Genomic DNA, 24,154 nt, shown 5'->3' with positions numbered 1-24,154 from the left:
GTTGCTTAGCCATGCTATGATTTGCTTCTTTTAGATGTTTGGATGGCTAAATGATTTCTTCTTATTTATCTCATGCACAGTTAGATGTGCCTGCTCAGTTAGTCGCTGATGAGCTTATTAAGCTCGAAAATTATTTATCAAGTCACCCGCTTCCTGCTGTTCGTTGGCAGTATCAAATCCCTGAACTTGGTGAGGGTGGGGCGTGTAGCTTATTTGGTTATTTACAGGATGAGCCGTTTAAACTGACTGATTTTTTACAGCAAGACCAGCAAACCAGCCATAAACTTGCTCAATTACAGTTGATTGTTGATTACGTTGTCGCACAAACCAATGTAGATTGGTACGGCATCTACCAAAGCACTGCAACACCAGAGGGTGAGCAACTACTTAAACTTGCCTATTTTGGCGCACCAAGTAGGCCGTTATTTCCCCTAACTGAAGCATTTGCCGCCGGTAGTAACAATGTGCAAGTGGCGCTGAGCAGTAAAGGTCGGGTGATCAATAACGTTGAGCAATATTTAGCGAAGGGTGGGGAGTACTATACTTGCGACCCGAAAGTAAAATCCGAGGCCTGTTTACCGCTTTTTGATAGCGAAAATCGCTGCGTTGGAATCGTCGATGGCGAAGCCTTTAATAACGATTTTTTCAATCAAAAAATATTAGCGCTATTAATTGCGTGCTGTATTAAAATTCCTCACTTTTTAGTGTAAATAACACTAGTCAATCTAGTGAGCTTTTATGTTAAGCTAAGTGCAACAGCTAACCCCTAAATAACGAAAGAGATAGTCAATGTTCTCAGTATTAAAACCATTACCAACTGATCCTATTCTTGGCCTTATGGCGGCCTATAAGCAAGATACTAACCCAAATAAGATTGACTTAGGGGTTGGTGTTTATAAAGATGAATTTGGCAACACGCCAGTGCTAAGTGCTGTTAAAAAAGCAGAAGCATTTCGCTTAGAAAATGAAACCAGCAAATCATACATTGGTTTAGCGGGTAACTTAGATTTTTGTCAAAAAATGGAAAACCTATTATTAGGTGAGCACCAAGCATTACTTGCTAATCGTGTACGTACGGCGCAAGCCCCAGGTGGTACAGGCGCACTTCGTGTTGCTGCTGAATTTATTGCTCGTTGTAACCCAAACGCGACTATTTGGGTAACCAACCCTACGTGGGCAAACCACATTAGCTTATTTGAAGCGGCTGGGCTGACAGTTAAAGAATACCCGTACTACGACTACGAAAATAAAGATCTATTATTTGATGAAATGATCGCCACACTTAAGCAAGTGCCTAAAGGTGATGTTGTTTTAGTACATGCATGTTGTCATAACCCAAGTGGTATGGACTTAAACGAAACACAGTGGAACACGGTTGCAGAGCTGGCTAAAGAAGTTGGTTTTACGCCACTTGTTGATATTGCATATCAAGGTTTTGGTTCAAGCCTTGAGGAAGATGCAAATGGCTTACGCATTTTAGCGAATGCGGTTGAAGAGCTAATTATTTGTTCGTCTTGCTCGAAAAACTTTGGTTTATACCGTGAGCGTGTTGGTGCATGTTCAATCATCGCAAAAGATAGCGCAACAGCGGATATTTCAAACTCAGTAATGTTAAGTGTGGTTCGTAGTATTTACTCAATGCCACCTGCACATGGTGCTGATATTGTAAATACAATTTTAAGCAGCACTGAGCTTACACAGCAGTGGCACAGTGAGCTTGATGAAATGCGTAACCGCATTAACGGCCTACGTACTTTGATCAAAGATAGCTTAGCAGCAAAAGGTATCGCTCAAGACTTCTCATTTATTGATCGTCAAAATGGCATGTTCTCTTTCCTAGGTATTAATAAAGAGCAAATTACACGCTTACAAAAAGAGTATGGTATTTATATCGTTGGTTCTAGCCGTGTAAACGTAGCTGGTATCAGTCAAGCAAATATCGATTATTTTGCAAATGCCGTTGCAGATGTTTGTAAATAATCCAATTTAATTGTTTTATTGACTAAAAAAACCGCACTCACTTGTTGTTGTGCGGTTTTATTTTGCCTAGCATCTAGCTCTAACTGTCAATTAAGTCTTCAACGCCAACAATTAACCAAGGCGCATCAGCTGTCGTCAGACGCTCTAAGTGCCATATCTCTAAGATTGGCTCCTCTTTATTATCACCAAGATCGCGGTATTTACCTTTGAAGCGCACGCTGACTTGCCATTTTTGAGGGTGTGTATCCGCTCGAACAAGTTCAGCATCAATAAACATTACTTCAGTAGCTACGCTCTCAATGCCCTCACGCTCAGTCTTAAATTCAGCGACCAACTCGGGGCTTAAATACTCAGCCATCGTTACATAATCAGCATTATTCCACGCAGTTTGTAAAGTGTGGTAATGGCTACGAGCGCCTTGTAAAAAGCCATTCATATCAAAATTAGGCGGTAAGTTAAATGGTACGCTATTGGTGTGATTAAAACCCGTTGCTGTAGCGTGCTCTGGGATAGTTTGCTTCATCTGCCCAGTATTGAACCCGCCTTGCGAATGCGCCATCGCTGGGGCACTTTTGCGGCGCACAATACCCATTACCAGTTTAAAGATGATAAAGGCAATACCGGCCATTAAAATCATTTCGAAGATTTGCATTCCCTCAAAATCATCCCCCATCATCGAGGCAATTAAGCCTCCCGCTAATAAGCCACCAAAAATACCTGCCATCATGCCTTTTTTACTTGATTTTGGCTTTGCAGCAGGTGCGAGTGTGTTGGTATCTGTTTGTTGTTTTTGTGCAGTTTGCTGTGTTTCTGGCGTTTGACCACGCTTTTTACTGCCGAATTTTTTACGTGCTTCAACATCAAAGCTTGCAGTGCACAGCAAAGCAAGTAATGAAAATATAACTATCAGATTTTTCATGAAATTCCTTAAAACAAATTAGAAGCGCGATTCTAAATCAGTTCAAGAAATAGATAAATAGGGACAAAGTTAATTAAGCTTAAAATAGCTTATCAACGTTGATAGTTGACTAATTTTAAAGCAATTAATAAAGGGAGAGAGGAAGTGTAAATTGCATTGCCGTCGTTACAACGACAATGCAATTTAATCCTTAATTTAACCAGCGAATGGCATGGTTAATGCGATCGTTGTAGTGTTCTAACGGCACCCCTAAACTGGCAACTAAAATAGTATCAGCCTCTGGGCCTCGATTTATATGACCTTCAAAGCGATCGTCTTGAAAATCATCTGCGCCAATGCCAAAAGATTGATCCTTTGATGGCACGATAAATACCGTCATGGGGCCGTGCTCCGATTCAAACACCAGATGCAGGCCTTTTTGACCTTTAAAGTCACAAAACATCAAATAGGTTACTTTACCGGGAAGCTCATCTAAGTGGCCACCAAGAACAGCAAACTTTTCGTTGACTGTTTCTAAACTGATTGCTTCAGTTTTTTGTAACGAATTAATTTCATAGTAAACATGCGCAAGCGCATGTTCCCCTGCGGCATATGAAACATTTTGCTCACTGCTAAAGAAAAATGCACCTACGGCCACCAATAAAGAGGCTGCCATGGCAAGCGGCAAACGACCTAGTTTAAAGCGTGAGCTTGCCTCAATGACATTATCAGTTGGCTGTTGCATACTTGCATCAGTTTGCGCTGTAAACTGCGATTCACTATTGGGTACTTCGTTTTCTGCATGGGCTGCGGTATTTGCTAAAATACGCTCAGCAAGACCTTTTGGCACAGGAATATCAAGTGCCTCGGCAAGCTGTGTATCAAATGCTTGCATGTCATCTATAAATGCTTGTCGCTCAGGGTGCTGCTCTGCAAAGTCTAAAAGCTCCTTCTCTGTGCTGTTTGGCTGTGCGCTAACTCGGCGACGAAACTCGAGATCATCCATTATTTTGATGCCCCTTTAAGTTGTTCATCATCACGGCTTAAAGCCTCTTTTAACTGGTTTCTGGCGCGGTATAAACGCGTCATTACGGTATTTTTATTTAAATCTAATATTTCTGCTATCTCTTCACCGGAGCAACCCATCACTACCTGTAATAGTAATGGCTCTCGATATTCATCAGTAAGCTTAGCGATTTGACGTTGGATCACTGTTTGCTCCATTTCGTCATCTAAGCTGACGCTTGTATCATCAACTAAGGTATCGTTTTCAACATCGCTATAATCAAATTGTTTGCGTTCAAAACGGCGGGCATTTTCCCGGCGTAAAATCGTCAGTAGCCATGGTTTTGCGGCTTTTTGATCTAATAATGAATCAAGCGCTCGCCAAGCACGTAAAAACGTTTCCTGGACCAGATCTTCAGCAATATTAGGGTCACGGCATAGCCAATAGGCAAAACGATATAATTCACTATGATAAACATGAACTAGTTTTTCATAGCGTGTTTTTTTCTCTGCCATATCAACTAAGACCTGACTATTCGCGTTTTTATTTCCAAGCATAAGCACTTTTTTATTTATTTTAAGTAATCCGCTGTCCAAGTGCGAGGAGAATTGCTACGCACTTAAACTCTATTTATAAAGTCCTTTTAATACAGCTTGTTGAGATTTACTCTGTCTATTACGCTGTTCTTCTAACAGATTTACAATGGCTGCCAAGTCTACCTCGGTACTATTAGGACTATAGAGGGCTGACTGCAGTTTCGCAATATGTTGACTAAGTTGAATATTATCAACGTCGAGCATTAACTTGTCTATCGCACTATGCGATTGTTTTGTCTGCTGCACCGCATAACGGTTCAATGCCTGATAAAACGCATTTATATCATTGTTTTTACTAGCCTTCTTAAGTTCATTCAGGGATGTCGATGAATCTTTTTTTAGTACTTTAGGCTGACTGCTAACAGCTGTGCGTACAGAACGGCTTCGTAACCATAAAATTAACGTGATCAGCCACAATAAATAACCAATCACGCTAACAATAACTAACCAAATAGGGATATGGCTTACCTGGATTGGTTGTGAAGTTAGCGAGCTTGGCGCTTCGGATGTTGGTAATGCCGAGGTCGGCGCCGCAGGGGTGGGGGGACTACGTCGTTACTGCTTGGCGTTACGGTAATGGTACGCGCTGGCAAGGTTGCATAGCTAATACGGTTAATTTTAGTGTTATACCAAGGAACGCTCACTTCTGGCAATGTATAGGTGCCAGGCAATTGTGGTAGTAGAGCATACGATGCAGTTTGTTGTGAAATAACACGGCCATCTCTGACTAAGTGGTTGTTTTCCTTTTCATCGGGATAGCTGCGTATACCTTTTATTTCAGGTAAATCAATATCGGGTAGTTGCTCTTTGGTGATGCCAAGTGCGGTTAATGTCAGCGTTCGTGTTATTGGTGTGCCAACTTCTACTGTGTCATCCTCTGGCTGCCATTGCTCATCTAAACTGACTAACTCGCTTGGTAACCAAGCACCTTGGTAGTCATTGGGAATTGGTTTTATCTCAACGTTTACATCTTCACCCAATGCTGAGACATCTAATTGGCGGTAATCTTGGCGAATTCGCCCCTGAAAGGCGGGTGCTTGAATTGTGTAGCTGCCACTTTTTTGTGGTTGTACTAAATACTCTCGCGTGATGACTAAGTAACGTTTTCCATCAATTAGTTCGTAATCTTCAGCTTGTTTACCTATTTGGCTTAGCTGCGCATCAGGCATCGTTGGGGTGCTTAAATTACCATCAAGCAACTCTTTTGCGAGGTAGAGTTTTACAGTATACAGTCCGGCTTCTTGCACGAATAAGCTGTCGCTAGAAAGCGATGCTTTGATAAATATATCGTTGTTTTGCTCAGCATCTTGGCTACGCTGGGCAACTTTTAACTCTATGGGATCAGAGCTGACACCGGCTACAGTGAATGCGGGGATAGTATAATTCCCAGCATCGCGAGTCATTAGTTTAACAGACCAGTTTGTTTGTTTTGAAATACTGCCATTAATAATATTGGTACGAGTGCTAACAGTCGTTCGGCCAACAACAAAGTCTTTTAACAGCACCGATGTATCTGGTTGGTCATCTTTAATATTGTCGTCCGCACTGATACTGAGCATAAAAAATTCACCCGCTAATACGGGGTTTTTATCAACACTGGCTTGTAGTTGTGTAATCGCCCACGAGGGCATAGCGCTGATAAGCAATAAACAACAGATTAATCGCATTACCATGATTTTTCGACTCCTTGTGGACGGCGTTGATAGTTTCGTTTTTGGGCTTCTAATTGCATTTTGTTACGTAATAAAATAGCGGGATCATCGGGCACTTTGCGCAACAACTGACTCAATTGTTGCGCTTTCTCTTTTTCTTCATTAGTCAGCTCAGCGGTGTGTGCTTGCATGGCTTGCTGTTTGGCCGCTTCTTCAGCCTGTTGCTGTTGTTCAGGACTCAGTTGTGCTTGTGGTTCATCATTTTCGGGTTCATCTTTTGCTTCGCTTTGAGCATCCGTTTGTTGTGCGTCATTCTCATCAGCTTGCTCAGGCTCAGCTTCCATTTGCGGGTCATTTTGTTCATCAGATTGCTGGCCTGATGGTTTCCCATCTTGTTGCTCATCACTTTGCTGGGATTCATCATTTTGTTGAGATTGTTCATCCTGATCGGCTTGCTCACCTTGTTGTGATTTATCTTTATTTTGCTGATCTTGGCCTTGCTCGCCATCTTGAGAGTCTTGGTCTTGATTTTGTTCGCCGTCTTGACCTTCTTGCTGTTGTTGCTGCTCCTGCTGCTGCAGTAGTTGCTCAACTAATGCTTGATTTTCCTTTGCTTGAGTAAAGTTATCTTGCAACTGTTGCGCTTGCTGGTAGGCGTTAATGGCTTCTTCTAGTTTGCCAGCTTTGGCTAGGGCATTGCCGTAATTATATAAACCAGTGGGGCTTTTATCCTCGCTAAATTGGGCTAATGCCGCATCAAAATTCCCTTGCTGATACAGTGCCGCGCCTTTTAATTGACTTGAATCAGCAGTCGCAGCTTGTTCATATTCACCTTGTTGATATGCATCTAGGGCACGTTGATCTTGGTTTTTAAAGAGTGTTGGAAGCGCTACAGCATACGCATTTTGTTGTGGTAAAAAGCACACCACTAAAAATGCAGCGGCAAATGCACCACGGCGAAAAATCCACATCATCATTGGCAACAATATGAACAGGCCATAGATCCCAGCATCTATACGCCATAATGCTTGGCTTTGTTTTTCATTTTTAAGCACTTCACTATTTGCACTGGGTGCAAATGTTTGAATATCCCGAGCGCTGGTCTGGTATGTGGTAAACTTACCACCGCTATTTTTAGCCAAGCTATTAAGTAAACTTGTATTGATAGTTGGCACCACGATTTGCCCGTAACTGTCTTTTAAAAATCCCCCCTCAGGAAGCTTGATTGGCGCACCTTGCTCTGTTCCAACCCCATAAATATTTAAGCGATACGGGTTATTGCCGGTAAATTGACTAATGTCATTTTGTTCACTTTGCTCAATCCCATCGGTCACTAAGATAATGTCACCTTCAAGGTAACCTGCTTGGGTCAATAGCTCTTTGGCAGTATCAAGGCCTGCCAGTACGTTAGAGCCTTTATCGGGCATAATATCTGGGCTTAAGCTGGGGATCAGGTTCTCGAGCGTGGTAGCATCGGTGGTTAAGGGTGAAATCGTATACGCAGTGCCCGCATACGCAACTAAAGCGGTGTCACCTTCTTTGAATAACTTAATCATATCCAGTGCTTTAAAGCGTGCTTGCACTAAACGACTAGGCGCTATGTCGGTACTGTACATAGACAGCGACATATCCATTACAATCACCCGGGCATTTTTACTTTGAAATACTGGTACTTGTTTTTCTTCAAAACTAGGACCTGCGCTAAAAATAACGGCTAACACTGCAAATAATGCAATTAGCCACATAGGTTGGCTATGTTGTTGAGTATTGTTGCTGATCACAAACTTTGCTAAATGAGGAGCAATTAACTCAGCTTGCTTAGCATTTTTGTGTTTTAACATTGCAATAGCAAATACGACACACACAGGCACTAATAGCCACAAAACGGTTGGTCGGATAAATTCAAAGTCCATTAGGCCTCCTGTCTTAGTGTTTTTGCGCTAATAAACATAATGCGTAAAGCAATCAAACCCAGTGCAATTAATAAAGGGAAATAGAATAAAGCGCTTTGTGGGCGAAACGTTTGCTCGTCAGCACTGATGGGCTCTAGTTTATCTAGCTCTTGGTAAATTTGTTGTAAGCCCGCAACGTCTTTAGCACGAAAATACAGACCACCGGTTTGTTCTGCAATGCGTTTTAATAATCTTTCATCTAGGCTGCCGCCGCTCATGCCACCCATATTAAATAAGCTAAAACCGCGAGGGTTATCTGAGCCTACCCCTATGGTATAGACTTTTATGCCTTCTTCACGAGCAAGTAATAGAGCTTCTTCTGGATCTAAATTGCCCGCTGTATTTTGGCCATCGGTTAATAGCACCACGATACGGTTACTTTCATCTTTATTAGCAAAGCGTTTTACTGATAAACCTAGGGCATCACCGATAGCTGTTGCACGGCCAACTAAGCCAATTTGCGTTTCAGAGAGCATTTGGCTCACTGTTTTTACATCCCGTGTTAGTGGGGTTTGTAAAAAGGCCGTATCGCCAAATAAAATCAGTCCTAAACGGTCACCTTGGCGCTGCTCAATAAAGTCACTTAACACTGCTTTTACCATGGTTAAACGGTCAACATATTGGCCTTGATATGCCATATCTTGCTCGGTCATAGATCCTGATAAATCTACTGCGAGCATGATATCGCGGCCTTCATTAGGTAACGTAATTGGTTCGTCAAGCCAAGTTGGGTTGGCCAGTGCACTCACTAATAAAGCCCAGATCAGCCACTCGAATGCGCTAATACTGCGGGTGTGTTGATGAGCGACTTGTGTGGCTAAATTATGTTTGGCAAAACTTGGAATACGTAATCGGGTATTTCCTTCAGTGTGAACAGGCTTTAAAAAGCGCAATAACCAAGGTAGTGGTAATAATACAAAGAGCCAAGGCCAGCTAAATTCAAACATTCAGTGGCTCCTTTAATTTAAATTGTGAGATGGCGAGTTTTAATTTATCTGCCAGCGCACTCTGCTCACTGTTAGCTTGATAAAGGCTCATTAGTTCACCTTCAGTAAATTGTTGTCCGGTCAGCTTATTAATAGTTTTACACCATTGCTTTGTGCCTTGTGATGCTGCGCTTTGACCGTAGTAATGTAAAACCAAACGCTTGATTAAAATATGTAACTGTTGAGCATCGTCATCATATTGATTACTCAATAGCACAGCGTGTCGCTTGGCTTTTTTAAATTGGTAGGTTTGATACAACTTATAACCTGTAAAGCTAATAGTAAGTAGCAGTATGGCAATAATGACCCACCAAATGGGGGCCAAAGGCCACCAAGACACCTGAGTTGGGACAATGACATCATGTAGGCCATCTAAAGGAGAGGTTTGCATGTTACTTTCTCACTAATTGCAGCTCAAGTGGTGTGGCTGCATTGAATGATATTAAATTAAGACCCGACTTAGTTAAGCGCTCTAAACGTGCAGCAAAGGCTTGTGCAGCAGTTTTAGCAAACTTATCTCGAAAGCTTTTATCCATCAGTGGCAGGGCAAAATCACTGCCGTTGGCGCTGACCGTAACGGTTTGTTTAAACGCTGGAAGCTGGTGTTCGAATGGATCGCTAATATGGCAGCCGATCAACTCGCAGTGCCGACTGAGTATTTCGAGTTGTTTAAAACTGGCATCATCGAGGGCGCTAAAATCAGAGACTAAATACACTAAGCTGCCCGGTTTGGCTAAGTGGTTTAAGCGTTTTAGGTTATCGCTTAGTTTATTAGTGGCAACGTCGTCAATTTGGCTCAGGGCTTGGTGGTGACTATCACATAAATTGTGACACAGTTTTAGTACCGCCTTTTCACGTGCGCTGGGTTTTAGCTCTAAATGACCGTGTTGATTAAACACAATACCGCCAATGCGATCGCCACGCTGGCATGCTGACCATGCAACTAAAGCACTAATATGTGCCGCCTGCACAGATTTAAGTAACAGTTTAGAACCAAATAACATGGAATTAGAAAAGTCGGTAAACACAAATACAGGGCGTTCTTTTTCTTCTTGAAAAAGTTTTGTGTGGGTTTCACCGGTGCGAGCTGTAACCCGCCAATCAATTGAGCGAATATCATCGCCGTGTTGATAATGGCGTACTTCGGCAAATTCCATACCGCGACCTTTATGGGGAGCAAGATACTGACCGGTTAGACTATTTCTGATCTTAACTTTTGGAGCAAGCTCAAGTAAGCGGGCTTTCGCTTTGTAATACATGAGCTCTTTTAACCCTAAGTCGACCCCATGGCTATGACTTAAACGGAGCCACTGTTGATTATCTAATTGCTTTTGCATGGCTTATGGTACGGCAACGAGTTCTAGAATACGGCTAATAACCTGATCTTTAGTAACACCATCAGCTTGTGCTTCATAACTTAAGATAATGCGATGGCGCAGCACGTTATGTAGTACAGCTTGAATATCATCGGGGGCAACAAAATCACGGCCTTGTAACCAAGCATGTGCACGGGCACATTTATCAAGCGCGATTGTCGCACGTGGACTTGCGCCATACTCAATCCAGCTGCCCAGTTGCGCATCCAATTTAGCCCCTTCACGGGTGGCAATGATCAATTGCACTAAATATTGCTCAAGCGGCTCAGCTAAATGCAGGCCTAAAATTGCTTTGCGTGAAGCAAATAAGTCACTTTGGCTAATTTGTTGTGCTGGTGCTTGATGCTCGCTCAGTGCTTCACCGCGGGTAAGGCGTAAAATATCAAGCTCATGTTCTGCGCCTGGGTAGTCAATGCTCAAGTGTAATAAAAAGCGGTCTAATTGCGCTTCAGGAAGGGGGTAAGTCCCTTCTTGTTCAAGCGGGTTTTGAGTAGCCATAACCATAAATAAGTCAGACAGTGGGTAGGTATTTTTGCCAACGGTAACCTGACGTTCAGCCATGGCTTCTAATAATGCTGATTGTACTTTCGCAGGAGCACGGTTAATTTCATCGGCTAAGATGAGGTTATGGAATAAAGGGCCTTTTTCAAACACGAATTCGCTGGTCTGTTGACGATAAATATCAGTACCCGTGACGTCAGCAGGTAATAAGTCTGGGGTGAATTGTACGCGTTGAAATGAACCCTCTACGCCTTTTGCTAGCGCATTAACAGCTCGGGTTTTAGCAAGTCCAGGAGGACCTTCTACTAATAAGTGGCCATCGGCTAAAATAGCGATAAGGAGTGCTTGCGTTAGTTCTGGCTGGCCAATAATTTGGCTGTCTAAATAAGTTTTTAATTGTGAAAATACGTTAGTGGCCATAGTAAAAAAACTGTCCTGATTAGCAAGGTTTATAAAAAGCTTTAATGGTTATTGGGATTATTGTTCTATAACACAAGTGTTAGACTTAAATTTACAAAATAGTTCGTTATTTTTTAACGATTTTTACCCTAGCACACAAATCACACTATTTTTTGTAAATACGTTAAAAAAAGCCTATTGTTGGTAACTAATTATACTATTTTCAATTTCGCTATTGGCTTTAGTACACGGGTTGTTTAGAATCGAGGAAAACAAACAGGTCAGACCTGTCAGCGGGAGAGCATTAATGTCTGAGCAAAACATACTAAAAACAGCAAAGGGCGATCGTATCGCCATCGTCAGTGGTTTACGTACGCCGTTCGCTAAGCAAGCGACAGCATTTCACCATGTACCGGCTCTTGATATGGGTAAGTTAGTGGTTAACGAAATGCTTGAACGTCTTAATTTTGATAAATCTGAAATTGATCAACTGGTATTCGGTCAAGTGGTGCAAATGCCAGAAGCACCGAATATCGCCCGTGAAATCGTATTAGGGACAGGTATGCCGGTTTCTGTTGATGCGTATTCAGTATCACGCGCTTGTGCGACTAGTTTTCAAGCGATTGCCAATGTGGCCGAGTCAATCATGGCAGGCTCCGTGCAAGTGGGTATCGCCGGTGGCGCTGATTCGTCATCTGTACTCCCCATTGGCGTGAGTAAAAAATTAGCAGGTAGTCTGGTTGATTTAAATAAAGCACGTACCTTAGGTCAGCGTTTAAAAATATTTTCAAAGCTGCGCTTAAAAGATTTACTCCCTGTACCGCCAGCCGTTGCAGAATATTCTACCGGTTTATCGATGGGGCAAACAGCTGAGCAAATGGCAAAAACCCATAACATTAGCCGTGAAGATCAAGACGCTTTAGCACATCGCTCGCACACGCTTGCTAGCCAAGCATGGGCTGATGGTAAACTTGCTAATGAAGTAATGACTGCGCATGTGGCGCCGTATAAAAGCTTTATCGAGCAAGATAACAATATTCGCCATAACTCAACCGTTGAAGGCTATGCTAAATTAAAGCCGGCTTTTGACCGTCAACATGGTTCTGTAACTGCTGCAAACTCAACACCATTAACAGATGGTGCCGCAGCGGTATTAATGATGAGCGAAAGCAAAGCAAAAGCGTTAGGCTATAACATTTTAGGTTACGTACGTAGCTTTGCATTTTCTGCAATTGGTGTGCATGAAGACATGTTGATGGGACCTGCACACTCAACGCCTATTGCATTAGATAGAGCAGGTATCACACTGGCAGATCTTGATTTAATTGAAATGCATGAAGCATTTGCCGCGCAAACCTTGGCGAACATGAAAATGTTTGCCTCAGATAAGTTTGCTCAAGAAAAGCTTGGCCGTAATAAAGCCATTGGTGAAATTAACATGGATAAGTTTAACGTGATGGGCGGCTCGCTTGCTTATGGTCACCCATTTGCGGCCACCGGCGCACGACTTATCACCCAAAGTTTACATGAACTTAACCGTCGCGGCGGTGGTTTAGCCCTTACAACAGCCTGTGCGGCTGGTGGATTAGGTGCAGCCTTTGTATTGGAGAGTGCGTAATGACAGATTCAGTATTTAGTTTAGAAATAGATGAGCAAAAACTTGCTGTTGTAACTATCGACGTGCCGGGTGAAAAAATGAATACCCTGCGCGACAGCTTTGCAGATGACTTGCAAGCATTGCTTACTGATGCAAAGCAGCAATCAGTAAAAGGCATGGTATTTATTAGCGGTAAAAGTGATAACTTTATCGCCGGTGCTGATGTAAAAATGCTCGATAATGTTGAAAAGCGTGAAGATGCATTAGCAATTAGTGAGCTGTGCCACCGTGCTTTTTTTGATATGAAAAAATTGCCGTTTCCCACTGTAAGCGCTATTCATGGCCCAGCATTAGGCGGTGGGTTAGAGTTCGCGTTAGCCTGTGATTACCGCGTATGTACCGACAGTGATATTACCAAACTAGGCTTGCCTGAAGTACAGCTTGGCTTGTTACCAGGTGGTGGGGGTACACAACGATTACCTAAACTAGTTGGCTTGCAAAAAGCCTTAGAGTGGACCTTAACAGGTAAGCAAATACGCGCTAAACAGGCTAAAAAGTCGGGTTTAGTTGATGACTGCGTACCACAAACTGTGTTGTTACGTGTTGCTAAAGAGTTTGCTTTAAAAGGCAAAGCTAAAGCGAGTAAACCAAAGCTTGACCGTTTAAGCCAATTGCTTGAGTCAAACCCATTTGGTCGCAATATCATCTTTAAAAAAGCGCAAGAAAATGTGCTGAAAAAAACCGGTGGTCATTATCCTGCGCCACTGGCGATCATCAAAGCAATACGTGCAAGTGTTGAGCTTGATGAACTCAAAGCCTATAAAACAGAGGCTGAAGGGTTTGCTACGTTAGTAATGAGCAGTGAGTCTAAGTCATTACGTGGGATCTTTTTCGCTACCACCGAAATGAAAAAAGAATGGCGTAACGAGGATGCACCTGCAATCACCAAAACAGCTGTACTGGGTGGCGGTTTAATGGGCGCTGGTATTGCACATGTTAGTGCCGTTAAAGCCGGTGTGCCAGTGCGTATTAAAGATGTAGCCGAGCAGGGTATTAGTAATGCCATGAATTACAGCTATAAGATTTTAGATAAAAAGCAAAAACGCCGCATTTTATCTAAAGCTGACCTGCAACAAACCATGAGCAAAATTACCGGTACTACTAATTACAGTGGCTTTAAGCACATTGATTTGGTGATCGAAGCGGTATTTGAAGACTTAAGCCTTAAACAAGGCATGGTGGCGGATGTTGAACGTGAATGCCAAGATAACACTATTTTTGCGAGTAACACCTCATCATTGCCGATCTCACAAATTGCAGCAGAAGCTGCCCGCCCAGAGAATGTAATAGGCTTACATTATTTCTCACCGGTTGAAAAAATGCCATTGGTTGAAATCATCCCACACGAAGGTACTTCACAAGAGACCATCGCGCGGATTGTAAACTTTGCCCGTAAGCAAGGTAAAACGCCGATAGTGGTAAAAGACAAAGCAGGATTTTATGTAAACCGTATTCTTGCCCCGTATGTGAATGAAGCGGCTAACTTATTACTTGCTGGTGAGCCTATCGAGAAGATAGATGCGGCACTTGTTGAATTTGGTTTCCCAGTTGGACCACTTGCTTTACTTGACGAAGTGGGTATTGATATTGGCTCTAAAATTGCCCCAATACTTGAAAAGGAACTGGGCGATCGCTTTAAAGCCCCTGATGCATTTTCACGTTTGATTGATGCTAAACGCTTAGGCCGTAAAACGGGTCGCGGTTTTTATCTTTATGATAAAAAGAGCAAAAAAGTGGATGAATCAGTCTATGAATTGTTAGGTGTTAGCCCATCGCCACGTTTAAACAAAAGTGAAATTGCGAAACGCTGTGTATCGCAAATGCTTAATGAAGCTGCTCGATGTTTAGATGAAGGCATTATTGCCAGCCCGCGTGATGGTGATATTGGTGCTATATTTGGTATCGGCTTCCCGCCGTTCTTAGGCGGTCCATTTAGTTATATGGACAAGTTGGGCGCGGATAAAGTCAGTTCAGAAATGGCCACTTTTGCAAACTATAATGCGGTATTCGCCCCGTGTGCACCATTAGTTGCGATGGCGGATACTGGCGCAAGCTTTTATCAAGTCACGCCTGTTCAACATGCTAAACCTGCAAATCAACAAGAGGTAGTGCAGGACGACGTTACTGCAACAGAGAGTCCTACGGTCACATCCAATGACACGGATAATGAACAGCTTGATGAACAAAATACACCAGTGTTAGCAACTGATAGCGAAGAAGTGGCAGAACCTGATACTGCAGATAGCAGCAAAGAAAAGAAATAGTCTTTGAGCTTTATTTGTTATAAAAACGCACTTTAAGTGCGTTTTTTTATGCTTATTGATTGATATAATACCAATCGACTTAAATATTTAACCATTCTAGCGGGCTAAATAAAGCGCTAACGGCGTTTATCTGTCGCTATAAATGGTCAGTAACTTAACACGATTGGTATAACATACTTGCGCCAAGTGGTCGTTAGCAAAGGAGTACTAAGAAACTATTTATGCAACTCAACACACCTAGACTAACGCTAAAGTTATTAACGGCTGACGATTGGCCGCTATTCTTTGCATTGCATAATGATGCTCAGGTAATTGAAAAATGCTTCGATAAGCCCTCTGAGGTGCAAATACGCGCAAAATTTAATGAGCGTTTAAAGCCTTGGCAGCCAAATTCAAGTCGCCCCTTGTGTATGGTTATTCATGAGAAATGCAGCAATAAGCCAGTTGGCGTAACTGGGTTTACTGCATCGCAAACGGCACAGACGCAGGAAGTGGGTTATCTATTACTACCAGCGTTTTATGGTCGTGGCTATGCAACGGAAGCTCTTGATGCATTTTTAACATGGGCGAGAGGGGAGTTTAATATTCAGTCAATAAAAGCCGTGGTTAGTGCAGGGAATATTGGCTCGGAGAAAGTGCTCGTAAAATGTGGCTTTAAGTTTGTGAACGTTGAGCCTTTAGCCTACGAAATTGCTGGCGTGCTAATTGATGATCACCATTACTTGTTAGACTGTACAAGTAAAACGTAGGTTGTACTGTTCAAGTGTTTTGAACAGTACAACGGGTTGTTACATATGGATTTCAATTGCCTTACGATCTTTATCAGGCATGTTGGCAACCACTAAGTTAAATGAATTATCGATCATACGCTCAATTTCACCTTGTGGAATTGAGCCATCTAGAATAACAGTATTCCATAACCGTTTATTCATATGATAGCCAGGTATAACCGAAGGAAACATGTCCCGAAGAGCTTGCGCTTCATCAGGGTCGCATTTCAAATTCATCCACCAAAGTGGATTACCGTCTTCATCTGTTTGCCCTTCATTGCCAACTGACAACGTTGCAAACATTTTATGGTTTACTTTATATACATCAACTTCTTGGCCAAATGGTTGGGTAACCATAACCAGAGGTTTTTTAGATAAATACTCATGTGCTGTGTGTTGATCCATGATCCAGTCCTTGAAGTCATTTATGGTAAATTAACCATAGCAGCTTTTTCGTAGTTTAGTCATGAAAAATCGATCAATAGGTAAAATTTATTAGTAAATACAGACTCTAGTAGAAAAACTGTGATAAGCGATATTTTCTTATTGAAGAAAACCCAGTTCGTGGTATGTTTCACGGGATTTATAAATTATAGGAAGACACTGATGCCAAAGGCAAGTGAAGTTAAAAAAGGTACTGCTATTGAGTTCAATGGCCGTGTTTTAGTGGTTAAAGATATTGTTCGCTCTGTGCCACAAGGTCGTGCTGGTGGAAGCTTATATCGCATGCGTTTGTACGATGTTGTCACAGGCAGCAAAGTAGATGAAACATTCAAAGACAGCGACATGCTAAAATTAGCCGATTTAACGCGTCGCGAAGCAATGTTCTCGTACGTGGACGGTGAAGAATATGTGTTTATGGATAACGAAGATTACACACCATATAACCTGAATAAAAACGCGATCAGCGAAGAGATTTTATTTGTAAACGAAGAAACACAAGGTGTGCACGTTATTGTCATTGATGGCGCGCCAGTGGGTTTAGATTTACCGTCAAGCGTTGAACTTGTGGTTGAAGAAACAGATCCATCAATCAAAGGTGCTTCAGCAAGCGCACGCTCAAAACCAGCTCGTTTATCAACAGGTTTAACGATTCAAGTACCTGAACATATTTCTACTGGTGATCGTATCCGTATCAATACGGCTGAGCATAAATTTATGGGTCGTGCTGAAAAGTAATCGCGCTTATAGCTTACTTATAAAAAACCGGCATCAGTGCCGGTTTTTTATATCACCATTATTTATGTTCACTATTTGTCCATGTGGCTTTAAACTCGCCAATACTTTCGTTACACTGCGCGCTCGATTTTAATAAGCTAATACCAATCGGCTTAAATATTTAACCATTCTAGCGGGCTAAATAAAGCGCTAACTGCGTTATAAATTTTTCATGTAGAACAACTACATGTCAAAATTTATGCCTTGTTATCACTCCATTTATCTGTCGCTATAAATGGTCAGTAACTTAACACGATTGGTATAATGGGCCTCGTTTGTATTTTTTGATCTGCACTGCATTTATTGCCATCATGTATTTATACCAATCGACTTAAATATTTAACCATTCTAGCGGGCTAAATAAAGCGCTAACTGCGTTATAAATTTTTCATGTAGAACAACTACATGTCAAAATTTAGGCCTTGTTATCACTGTATTTATCTGTCGCTATAAATGGTCAGTAACTTAACACGATTGGTATTAGAAGTGATTAAAAAAGGCATGCCAGTTAAGCGCTGGGTTGTGCTTGGTGGGCTGTTAGGGCCCGTTGCATGGTGTTTATTTAATTTACATTATCGTCGCGCATTACTGCGCTGTGTGGGTATCCGTGCATGTGCTTGGCGCGCTTAAGATACAAGGCATTATGCTTGTTGTACTAAACTCAACGCTGCTTGGTTTTGTTGTTTTTGCAAAAATTCAGTAAATTCAATTCGTGAGAGCGGTTTTGAATAATAATAGCCTTGCATTGTTTCGCAATTTAGCTCTTCTAATATCGCAATTTGATCCGCCTGTTCCACCCCTTCAGCGACAACATGTAAGTCTAAGTTATGGGCAATAGTGACAATAGAGTCCACCATATTGCGTCCACGCTCGGTTTGCATATCATCGATAAAGGCTTTATCTACTTTTAAAGTATTCAATGGAAATTGTTTTAAATATGCCAATGATGAGTAACCGGTACCAAAGTCATCCATTGCTAAATGGATACCACGGGCGCTGAGTGAACGCATAATCGCAATCGCATCTTGTGGGTCGTCCATTACCGTGCCTTCGGTGATTTCAAGTTCTAAAAAGTATGATGGCAAAGCATGATTTTGCAAAATTACATCAATACGGGTAGTTAGATCTGGTAGGCTGAACTGCTTAGCAGATAAATTCACGGCAACACGGCCATTAAATAAACCCGCGTCCAGCCAAGCTTTCACATCGCGGCACGCTTTATTGAGTACCACTTCACCAATTTCAATAATTTGCCCGGTTTCTTCTGCAATAGGAATAAACACGCCCGGACTGATAATACCTTTTTTCGGGGTAATAAAGCGTACAAGGGCTTCCATACCGGTGAATTTACCCGTGCGAATGTTCATTTTTGGTTGGTAGTACACTTCAAAGTGATCTTCTTTTAAACCAAAGCGCATCAGGTTTTCAATCTGTAAACGTTTCACGGCTTGGCGGTTCATGGTGTCGTTGAAGAATAAGTAGCTATTGCCTTTCTTTTTCGCATGATACATCGCGGTATCGGCATTTTTTAGCAACAGTTCAGGGGTATTACCGTCTTCTGGGAATAACACGATACCGACACTGGAGGTGATCACTAATTCATGACCAGCCATTTTAAATGGCGTAGCAATGGCTGCTAAAAACTGTTTTGCCATACGGGTGATGGTATGGATATCGTTAGTGCCAGACATAACAAGTGCAAACTCATCCCCCCTAAACGATAAAATACATCCTTTTCACGGGTTAATTTGTTTAACCGCATTGCCAGTTTAGCCAGTAAGCTATCGCCCAACTGGTGGCCTAATGAGTCATTAATCTTTTTAAAGTTATCTAGATCAAAGACCAGCAATGCATGGTGGTTGTCTTTTTTTGCAAGCTTTTTTAAATCAGTAAAAAAGAGATTACGGTTTGGCAAACCGGTTGTGCGGTCTCGGTTTGATAAATTATGTAGCTGCGACTCTGCTTTTTTACGTTCGGTTAAATCAGAAAAAACAATTACATAATTACAAATTTGATTATGTTCGTTTTTAATTTCATCAATTGAGATCTCAATCGGGAGTAGTTTTCGCTCACTATTGCGTAATTTTACTTCTTGTTGCCAGTGTTCTGTTGCACGTACCGTGTCTTTAATATCATCAATATAACTTTGTTCGTAGCCGGGGAGGGTAAATGGTTTATTTAAGTAATTATCTCGATTACCGCCAAACTGGGTCAAAAAGCTAGGGTTAAGATCAACCAAGTTAAAGTTTTTATCATAAATTGCCAGTGCATCGGTGAGTGATTCAACACATTTAGCAAATAGATTGAGTCGCGCCTCGGTTGATTTTAATTGGGTAATATCACGCACTGTGCCGGTCATACGGAGCGGGTTTAAGTTGGCGTCTTTTTCTATTATTTTGCCTCTATCGAGTACCCAGTGCCAACGATCAAAGCTGTCTTTTATTCGGTAACTGGCTTCAAAAAAGGCCGTTTGCTCTGCAAAATGCTGTTTTAAAAGTAGCTCTACCTGCGCTATGTCATTTGGGTGGATCAGCGCTTTATTGGGGGGAACGTCAATGATGGTATTTTTATCCATCCTATATTTATCGTTTATGCGCAGCACTTCACCGGTTTTTATATTCCAATCCCAAAGGGTGTCACCACTGCCTTCAACGGTGCTTTTTAAGCGTCGTTCAGAAATACTTAATTGCTGTCGTGAGCGGCGTAACTTGTGAATAGTGAACAACAAATACGGAAGTACCAGTGCAACAAAGGCACTAGGTAAGTACACCATTATGGTATGAAAATCGACAACCTCAGTGCTATGGCTCAGTGGGCTATAGCACAGTAATAATGTGACGAATATGGATGCGTTGGCTTTTATTTTTTTTATTATCATTGTGCACTTCTGTTTTTTGCACCTGATAATCTAATAGAAGCACGCTGTTGTGTCAAAGAGATTGCGAAGAAAGTACTGTTTTTGTCGACTTACTTGTTTTTGGCACACTTGTTAGTTCATATCTTGGTCTAGATCCGCTAAAAGTTTCGCGAATATAGGCTGTTATTTGCGCTAAGCTGAGGCTGTCGAGTGCTTCCAGCAGTTTTTGTTGCATATGAAAATGATGATCTTGGTTACCAATAGCAAGCCATAAACGTTGCGAACGTAGTCGTAAGTTTTTATCTTTTTCGGCAATATGGGTGATTAAACCATGCTTTTGTTGTTGCCACTGCTCTTCGTTGAGTTGTTGTAATGAATCTAAATAATGCTCAATAAATGCATTGTGGCGCTCAAGCAGCGCGTTTGCTGAATAATTTGGCGACTGTACATAAAAAGCAATCCCAGCACGGGTATTAAAGGGCGCGTAACCGGCACCGACTAAATAACCTAGCTGTTGTTTGGTGCGTAACTCGTTAAAGTAGTCTTGATTAATAAGATGGTTGAGTGCCATCATTTTAACTTTTTCAGTGACATCATCGGTTTGCGCTTGATAGTAAATAACCATCGCATAATCGTTACAGTTAAGGGTCTGCGCTGAGCGGGTGATTTGTTCAATTTCAAATAATGGCCGAGCCAAATCTTCAATTGTGGCTGACTTGGCTAAATGGTGAGCCACTTTCTTTTGAAACTCAGTCGCATCACTTTCGCGCCAATTACCATGTAAAAATGACTCAACATGCAAGGCATTAAAAAATTCGCGACGAAAACAATTAAATTGCTGGAAACTGGTATCTTTCAGTGCCACAGCAAGTTGCTCTGGCTCAGGGTTCCAGGGCATTATTTTTGCGCCAAGTACGCTAAATAGTTCGCCGACGGGTTTATTTTGGTTACTGTTACGCCAGTGGCGCACTAGCTGCTTTTTATATTCTGCAAAGCGCTTGGCGCAAATATCGACATTAAACAATGCTTCGAGTAGTTCATCAACCAACTCCAATTGACTAGATGACAATCCGGCGGTGTGTAAGGTTAAGCCGCCTTGATGTGATGTTAAGTGGTAACTTAATCCTGCAAGTTCAGCGGGGTAAAATTGCTCTGCAACACTGTCCATAAATAAGTCAGCAAATAAACGCGTCAGTGCCATGTGCTTGATGTCTTTAACAGCAAAGTCGGAATCCATTGCTAAATAAAAATGGCCTTTGGCTACTCGAAAGGTGCTGTCTTGCTTGAACCAAAAATCGAATCCGGGCTCTTTGACTAGCAATCTTGGGTGTGAATATGCCTGTTCAACATCATAGAGTAAGACTTCTTTGCTCAAATAAGGGTTTGCTGTGGGTAACAGCATTTCAGGTAATGGTGCATTGATTTCACACAGTGCTTCAAGCCAGCAGCTTGAGATACTCTCGACTCGATATGGCGTATGGTACCACTGAGTTGTGTGTTCAGGCTCAACATCAGGGTGGATCAATACCAAGCGCATATTATGAGGTGTTAACCATTGCATAGCGGTTTGGTGTGCGGTTTGATTAAAGCCATCCATTAGGTAGTCACCTTGTACATAGTTGGCTTCATCGTAGTGCTGCATATTAATACTTAGGTTACTAACCCAGTCTATTAATCGCGCTTTTTCTTGGTTATCAAAGGCAATTTGCAATAGATTTTTTTTATCTTGGTATAAGCGTGGTAATTTATCGATGTTTTGGTTAATTAAACAAATATACTCAAACACCATTTCAACGATGTCTTCATAGTATTCAATCCCTTCATCAGTCAATGCCATACTGATATTAAAGTCTTTAAAATTACTGCCGTTAATGCCGCCGCCAGCTGAAAGTGCGTTGATCCAGCCTTGTGCTTTTAAAATCGAATACAGTGAGCCTTGCCCTTCGTAACCTAATAAGTGGGCAATAAAACTCACCGTTTTGTGGCGATAAAACTCATCAATATTAGGCATGGCAAAACTTACAATTAGTTTTTGCATATGCTTATGTGGCTCTATATGCAGCACTTTACAGAGATCTTGTTGGCGATATAAAGAGGCTGCAATCACAGGTTTTGGCTTAGCTTGACCTTTAATATCACTAAACAGGGTATTAACCCATTGCACCATAGTGTCTATATCTGCATCGGAGCAGATCACTAGGCTCATCCATTGCGCTTGATAATGTTCTTCAAAAAAGTGGCGTAACTCTTTGCTTACACAACCATTGCGATCAGCTAAGGTTTGTTGATTGCCTACGGAAAATTTAGCAAACGGATGAGCGGGATTGACGGTTTCTTTATGTGCTTGATAAATTCGTCGGCCATCATCTTTTATTTTTAATTTAAATTCTGCATCAATAGCATTTCGCTCTTTTTCGGTTTCAGCTGGATTGAGTAATGGGGCAATGAAAAACCGACTGAATTGATGCAGTGCATGCTCAAACTCTTGATTATTAATATCAAAGAAGTAACAGGTGTGTTCAGTTCCCGTCCATGCGTTGGTATTACCACCGGCTTGAGAAACAAAATTGCCAAAGCCTCCAGACTCAGGAAATTGATCTGTTCCTAAAAAAAGCATATGCTCTAAAAAGTGCGCGAGCCCTTGTCTGTCAAGCGGATCGTCAAAATGTCCTGCATTGACTGCCATCGATGCGGCGGCTTTAGTTGAATCTTTATCTTGCACTAACAGTACTTTTAGACCATTGTCCAGTGTAAGGGCACGGTATGTTCTGTTATCATTGCGGCTGATATTCAAATGATGCTCCTGAAACGTTAAGTTTACTCGTTAACAACAATGATAGCTTCAGGATTACGATTTAATGGCTAGCGATTTCTACCTGAATATCATGAGCGAAAATGTATGACGTTGTTTTAATATAGCGGACAAACAGGCAAACTGGCTACTGTTTTATATTCTTTAATTGGTTGATTTTTTATGAAAACAATCCTAATAATGCGCCACGGCGAAGCGACACCAATGCAAGCCGACGATGCTAGTAGAAATTTGACCTCGGTTGGCCAACAACAGGCTGAAAAAATGGGTTTGTGGTTGCAAGCAACGCATGCCCCTAGTGCCTTATTAGTAAGTCCATATATTCGTGCCCAGCAAACTGCTGCAGGCGTAAAAAAGCATAATGCTTTTTTATTTGAGGAGACCTGTGCGGACATAGTACCAGAAGGTAATCCACAAATTGCAGGTGATTATTTGGAAACTTTGATAGCCATGCACCCTGAATGTGATACCTGGTTAGTGGTGGCACATATGCCAATAGTTAGCTATTTAGTTGATCAACTCAGCACCGGAAACATGCCTATTTTTAATACAGGGGCTGTCGCGGTGATAAGTTACGACGAAAATAATCAACGCAGCCAATACCTCAGTATTCACGCTCCAAGCAACGTTGAAGTCTAACTCATATGTAACCTTGCGTTCATGTCAAAATTTGCTAAATTAGCGCCACACTAATTATAGCTGAGATTAACTATGACAATTGAACGCCTGCAAACAGGTGCGCGAATGAGCCGCATCGTTAAACACAACGGCACCGTTTATTTATGCGGCCAAGTGTGCGCTGATGCAGAAAAGAATATCACCGAACAAACACAAACCATGCTTGATAAAGTTGAAGTATTGCTTAATGAAGCGGGGAGCTCTAAAGAGCACATGCTCAGTGCCACCATTTATGTAAAAAGCATGGAATATTTTGCAGATATGAATGCGGTGTGGGATGCGTGGGTACCTGAAGGGCATGCGCCAGCACGCGCCTGTGTTGAAGCTAAAATGGCACGTGATGCCTTGTTAGTTGAAATTTCAGTCGTTGCAGCAATTAAGTAACGATAATTATTGTTCCATTTGAAAATGACTCACGCAGTTAGTGCTTTATTTAGGTTACTTCAGTAGTTAAATAGTTAAGTCGCTTGGCATAACTAGCTGGGTTATTTCGCTACTCCCTTTTATCAGGTCAACATTACACTAGTTTTGTAAGTGACTAATTTTAAAAAG

General features: G+C 41.8%; 19 protein-coding genes and 2 pseudogenes. 9 read left to right on the top strand and 12 right to left on the bottom strand.

Going from position 1 to position 24,154, the window contains the following annotated elements:
- The first annotated feature begins 50 nt into the window (after positions 1 to 50).
- Complete coding sequence (locus KAN5_RS09020) at positions 51 to 710, top strand: histidine kinase (RefSeq protein WP_244389570.1); 660 nt, start codon at positions 51 to 53, stop codon at positions 708 to 710.
- A 79-nt stretch (positions 711 to 789) separates the two neighbouring features.
- Complete coding sequence (locus tag KAN5_RS09015) at positions 790 to 1,980, top strand: amino acid aminotransferase (protein ID WP_016707953.1); 1,191 nt, start codon at positions 790 to 792, stop codon at positions 1,978 to 1,980.
- Positions 1,981 to 2,059: 79 nt separating this feature from the next.
- Here the strand turns inward: KAN5_RS09015 and KAN5_RS09010 are convergent, their stop codons facing one another.
- The 9 genes and pseudogenes from KAN5_RS09010 to KAN5_RS08970 form a co-directional block, all read right to left on the bottom strand.
- Positions 2,060 to 2,899 (bottom strand): Tim44-like domain-containing protein, encoded by an 840-nt coding sequence (locus tag KAN5_RS09010; RefSeq protein WP_016707952.1) that lies wholly within the window; start codon positions 2,897 to 2,899, stop codon positions 2,060 to 2,062.
- Between the two features lie 190 nt (positions 2,900 to 3,089).
- On the bottom strand, positions 3,090 to 3,884 hold the full coding sequence (locus KAN5_RS09005) for a DUF3379 family protein (protein ID WP_244389569.1): 795 nt from the start codon (positions 3,882 to 3,884) through the stop codon (positions 3,090 to 3,092).
- On the bottom strand, positions 3,884 to 4,399 hold the full coding sequence (locus KAN5_RS09000) for a sigma-70 family RNA polymerase sigma factor (protein ID WP_029216080.1): 516 nt from the start codon (positions 4,397 to 4,399) through the stop codon (positions 3,884 to 3,886). The genes KAN5_RS09005 and KAN5_RS09000 overlap by 1 nt, the downstream gene beginning before the upstream one ends.
- Before the next feature lie 111 nt (positions 4,400 to 4,510).
- Positions 4,511 to 6,153: pseudogene (locus KAN5_RS08995) on the bottom strand (BatD family protein).
- Positions 6,147 to 8,045: a VWA domain-containing protein gene (locus KAN5_RS08990; RefSeq protein WP_244389567.1), complete on the bottom strand. Its 1,899-nt coding sequence runs from the start codon at positions 8,043 to 8,045 to the stop codon at positions 6,147 to 6,149. Before KAN5_RS08990 ends, KAN5_RS08995 begins: the two are co-directional and overlap by 7 nt.
- Positions 8,045 to 9,031: a VWA domain-containing protein gene (locus KAN5_RS08985; protein WP_016707947.1), complete on the bottom strand. Its 987-nt coding sequence runs from the start codon at positions 9,029 to 9,031 to the stop codon at positions 8,045 to 8,047. Before KAN5_RS08985 ends, KAN5_RS08990 begins: the two co-directional genes overlap by 1 nt.
- Positions 9,024 to 9,461, bottom strand: a complete 438-nt coding sequence (locus tag KAN5_RS08980; RefSeq protein ID WP_244389565.1) for a DUF4381 domain-containing protein — start codon at positions 9,459 to 9,461, stop codon at positions 9,024 to 9,026. Before KAN5_RS08980 ends, KAN5_RS08985 begins: the two co-directional genes overlap by 8 nt.
- A 1-nt stretch (position 9,462) precedes the next feature.
- On the bottom strand, positions 9,463 to 10,407 hold the full coding sequence (locus KAN5_RS08975; RefSeq protein WP_016707945.1) for a DUF58 domain-containing protein: 945 nt from the start codon (positions 10,405 to 10,407) through the stop codon (positions 9,463 to 9,465).
- Between the two features lie 3 nt (positions 10,408 to 10,410).
- Positions 10,411 to 11,367 (bottom strand): MoxR family ATPase, encoded by a 957-nt coding sequence (locus KAN5_RS08970; RefSeq protein WP_016707944.1) that lies wholly within the window; start codon positions 11,365 to 11,367, stop codon positions 10,411 to 10,413.
- A gap of 286 nt (positions 11,368 to 11,653) precedes the next feature.
- Here KAN5_RS08970 and fadI point away from each other — a divergent pair, with 286 nt between their 5' ends.
- The 3 genes from fadI (at position 11,654) to KAN5_RS08955 (ending at position 16,016) form a co-directional block, all read left to right on the top strand.
- Positions 11,654 to 12,964: an acetyl-CoA C-acyltransferase FadI gene (fadI, locus tag KAN5_RS08965; RefSeq protein WP_016707943.1), complete on the top strand. Its 1,311-nt coding sequence runs from the start codon at positions 11,654 to 11,656 to the stop codon at positions 12,962 to 12,964.
- Positions 12,964 to 15,267 carry a fatty acid oxidation complex subunit alpha FadJ gene (gene fadJ / locus KAN5_RS08960; protein WP_244389563.1) on the top strand — a complete coding sequence of 768 codons (2,304 nt, stop codon included), beginning with the start codon at positions 12,964 to 12,966 and terminating at the stop codon, positions 15,265 to 15,267. The genes fadI and fadJ overlap by 1 nt, the downstream gene beginning before the upstream one ends.
- A gap of 221 nt (positions 15,268 to 15,488) precedes the next feature.
- Entirely contained in the window at positions 15,489 to 16,016 is a 528-nt protein-coding gene (locus KAN5_RS08955) for a GNAT family N-acetyltransferase (RefSeq protein WP_244389562.1), read from the top strand.
- A 39-nt stretch (positions 16,017 to 16,055) separates the two neighbouring features.
- On the opposite strand, the gene KAN5_RS08950 is transcribed toward KAN5_RS08955, so the two are convergent.
- Positions 16,056 to 16,442: an MmcQ/YjbR family DNA-binding protein gene (locus KAN5_RS08950; protein WP_244389561.1), complete on the bottom strand. Its 387-nt coding sequence runs from the start codon at positions 16,440 to 16,442 to the stop codon at positions 16,056 to 16,058.
- 201 nt (positions 16,443 to 16,643) lie between these two features.
- Between KAN5_RS08950 and yeiP the strand changes: the two genes are divergently transcribed.
- Both yeiP and KAN5_RS08940 read left to right on the top strand, forming a co-directional pair.
- Positions 16,644 to 17,216, top strand: a complete 573-nt coding sequence (gene yeiP, locus KAN5_RS08945) for an elongation factor P-like protein YeiP (RefSeq protein ID WP_016707939.1) — start codon at positions 16,644 to 16,646, stop codon at positions 17,214 to 17,216.
- Positions 17,217 to 17,708: 492 nt separating this feature from the next.
- Entirely contained in the window at positions 17,709 to 17,885 is a 177-nt protein-coding gene (locus KAN5_RS08940; RefSeq protein WP_016707938.1) for a hypothetical protein, read from the top strand.
- An 11-nt stretch (positions 17,886 to 17,896) separates the two neighbouring features.
- On the opposite strand, the pseudogene KAN5_RS08935 reads toward KAN5_RS08940, so the two are convergent.
- Positions 17,897 to 20,028, bottom strand: a pseudogene (locus KAN5_RS08935) (EAL domain-containing protein).
- Between the two features lie 157 nt (positions 20,029 to 20,185).
- Positions 20,186 to 22,906: an insulinase family protein gene (locus tag KAN5_RS08930; RefSeq protein ID WP_016707936.1), complete on the bottom strand. Its 2,721-nt coding sequence runs from the start codon at positions 22,904 to 22,906 to the stop codon at positions 20,186 to 20,188.
- Between the two features lie 180 nt (positions 22,907 to 23,086).
- On the opposite strand from KAN5_RS08930, the gene sixA reads away from it, so the two are divergent.
- Both sixA and KAN5_RS08920 read left to right on the top strand, forming a co-directional pair.
- Positions 23,087 to 23,563: a phosphohistidine phosphatase SixA gene (sixA, locus tag KAN5_RS08925; protein ID WP_029216078.1), complete on the top strand. Its 477-nt coding sequence runs from the start codon at positions 23,087 to 23,089 to the stop codon at positions 23,561 to 23,563.
- A gap of 72 nt (positions 23,564 to 23,635) precedes the next feature.
- Positions 23,636 to 23,986: a RidA family protein gene (locus tag KAN5_RS08920; RefSeq protein ID WP_016707934.1), complete on the top strand. Its 351-nt coding sequence runs from the start codon at positions 23,636 to 23,638 to the stop codon at positions 23,984 to 23,986.
- Positions 23,987 to 24,154: the final 168 nt, after the last annotated feature.

Origin of the sequence: Pseudoalteromonas sp. KAN5 (assembly GCF_022846535.1) — a bacterium.
Lineage (GTDB): Bacteria > Pseudomonadota > Gammaproteobacteria > Enterobacterales > Alteromonadaceae > Pseudoalteromonas > Pseudoalteromonas haloplanktis.
This window is presented reverse-complemented; position numbering and strand designations above follow the sequence as displayed.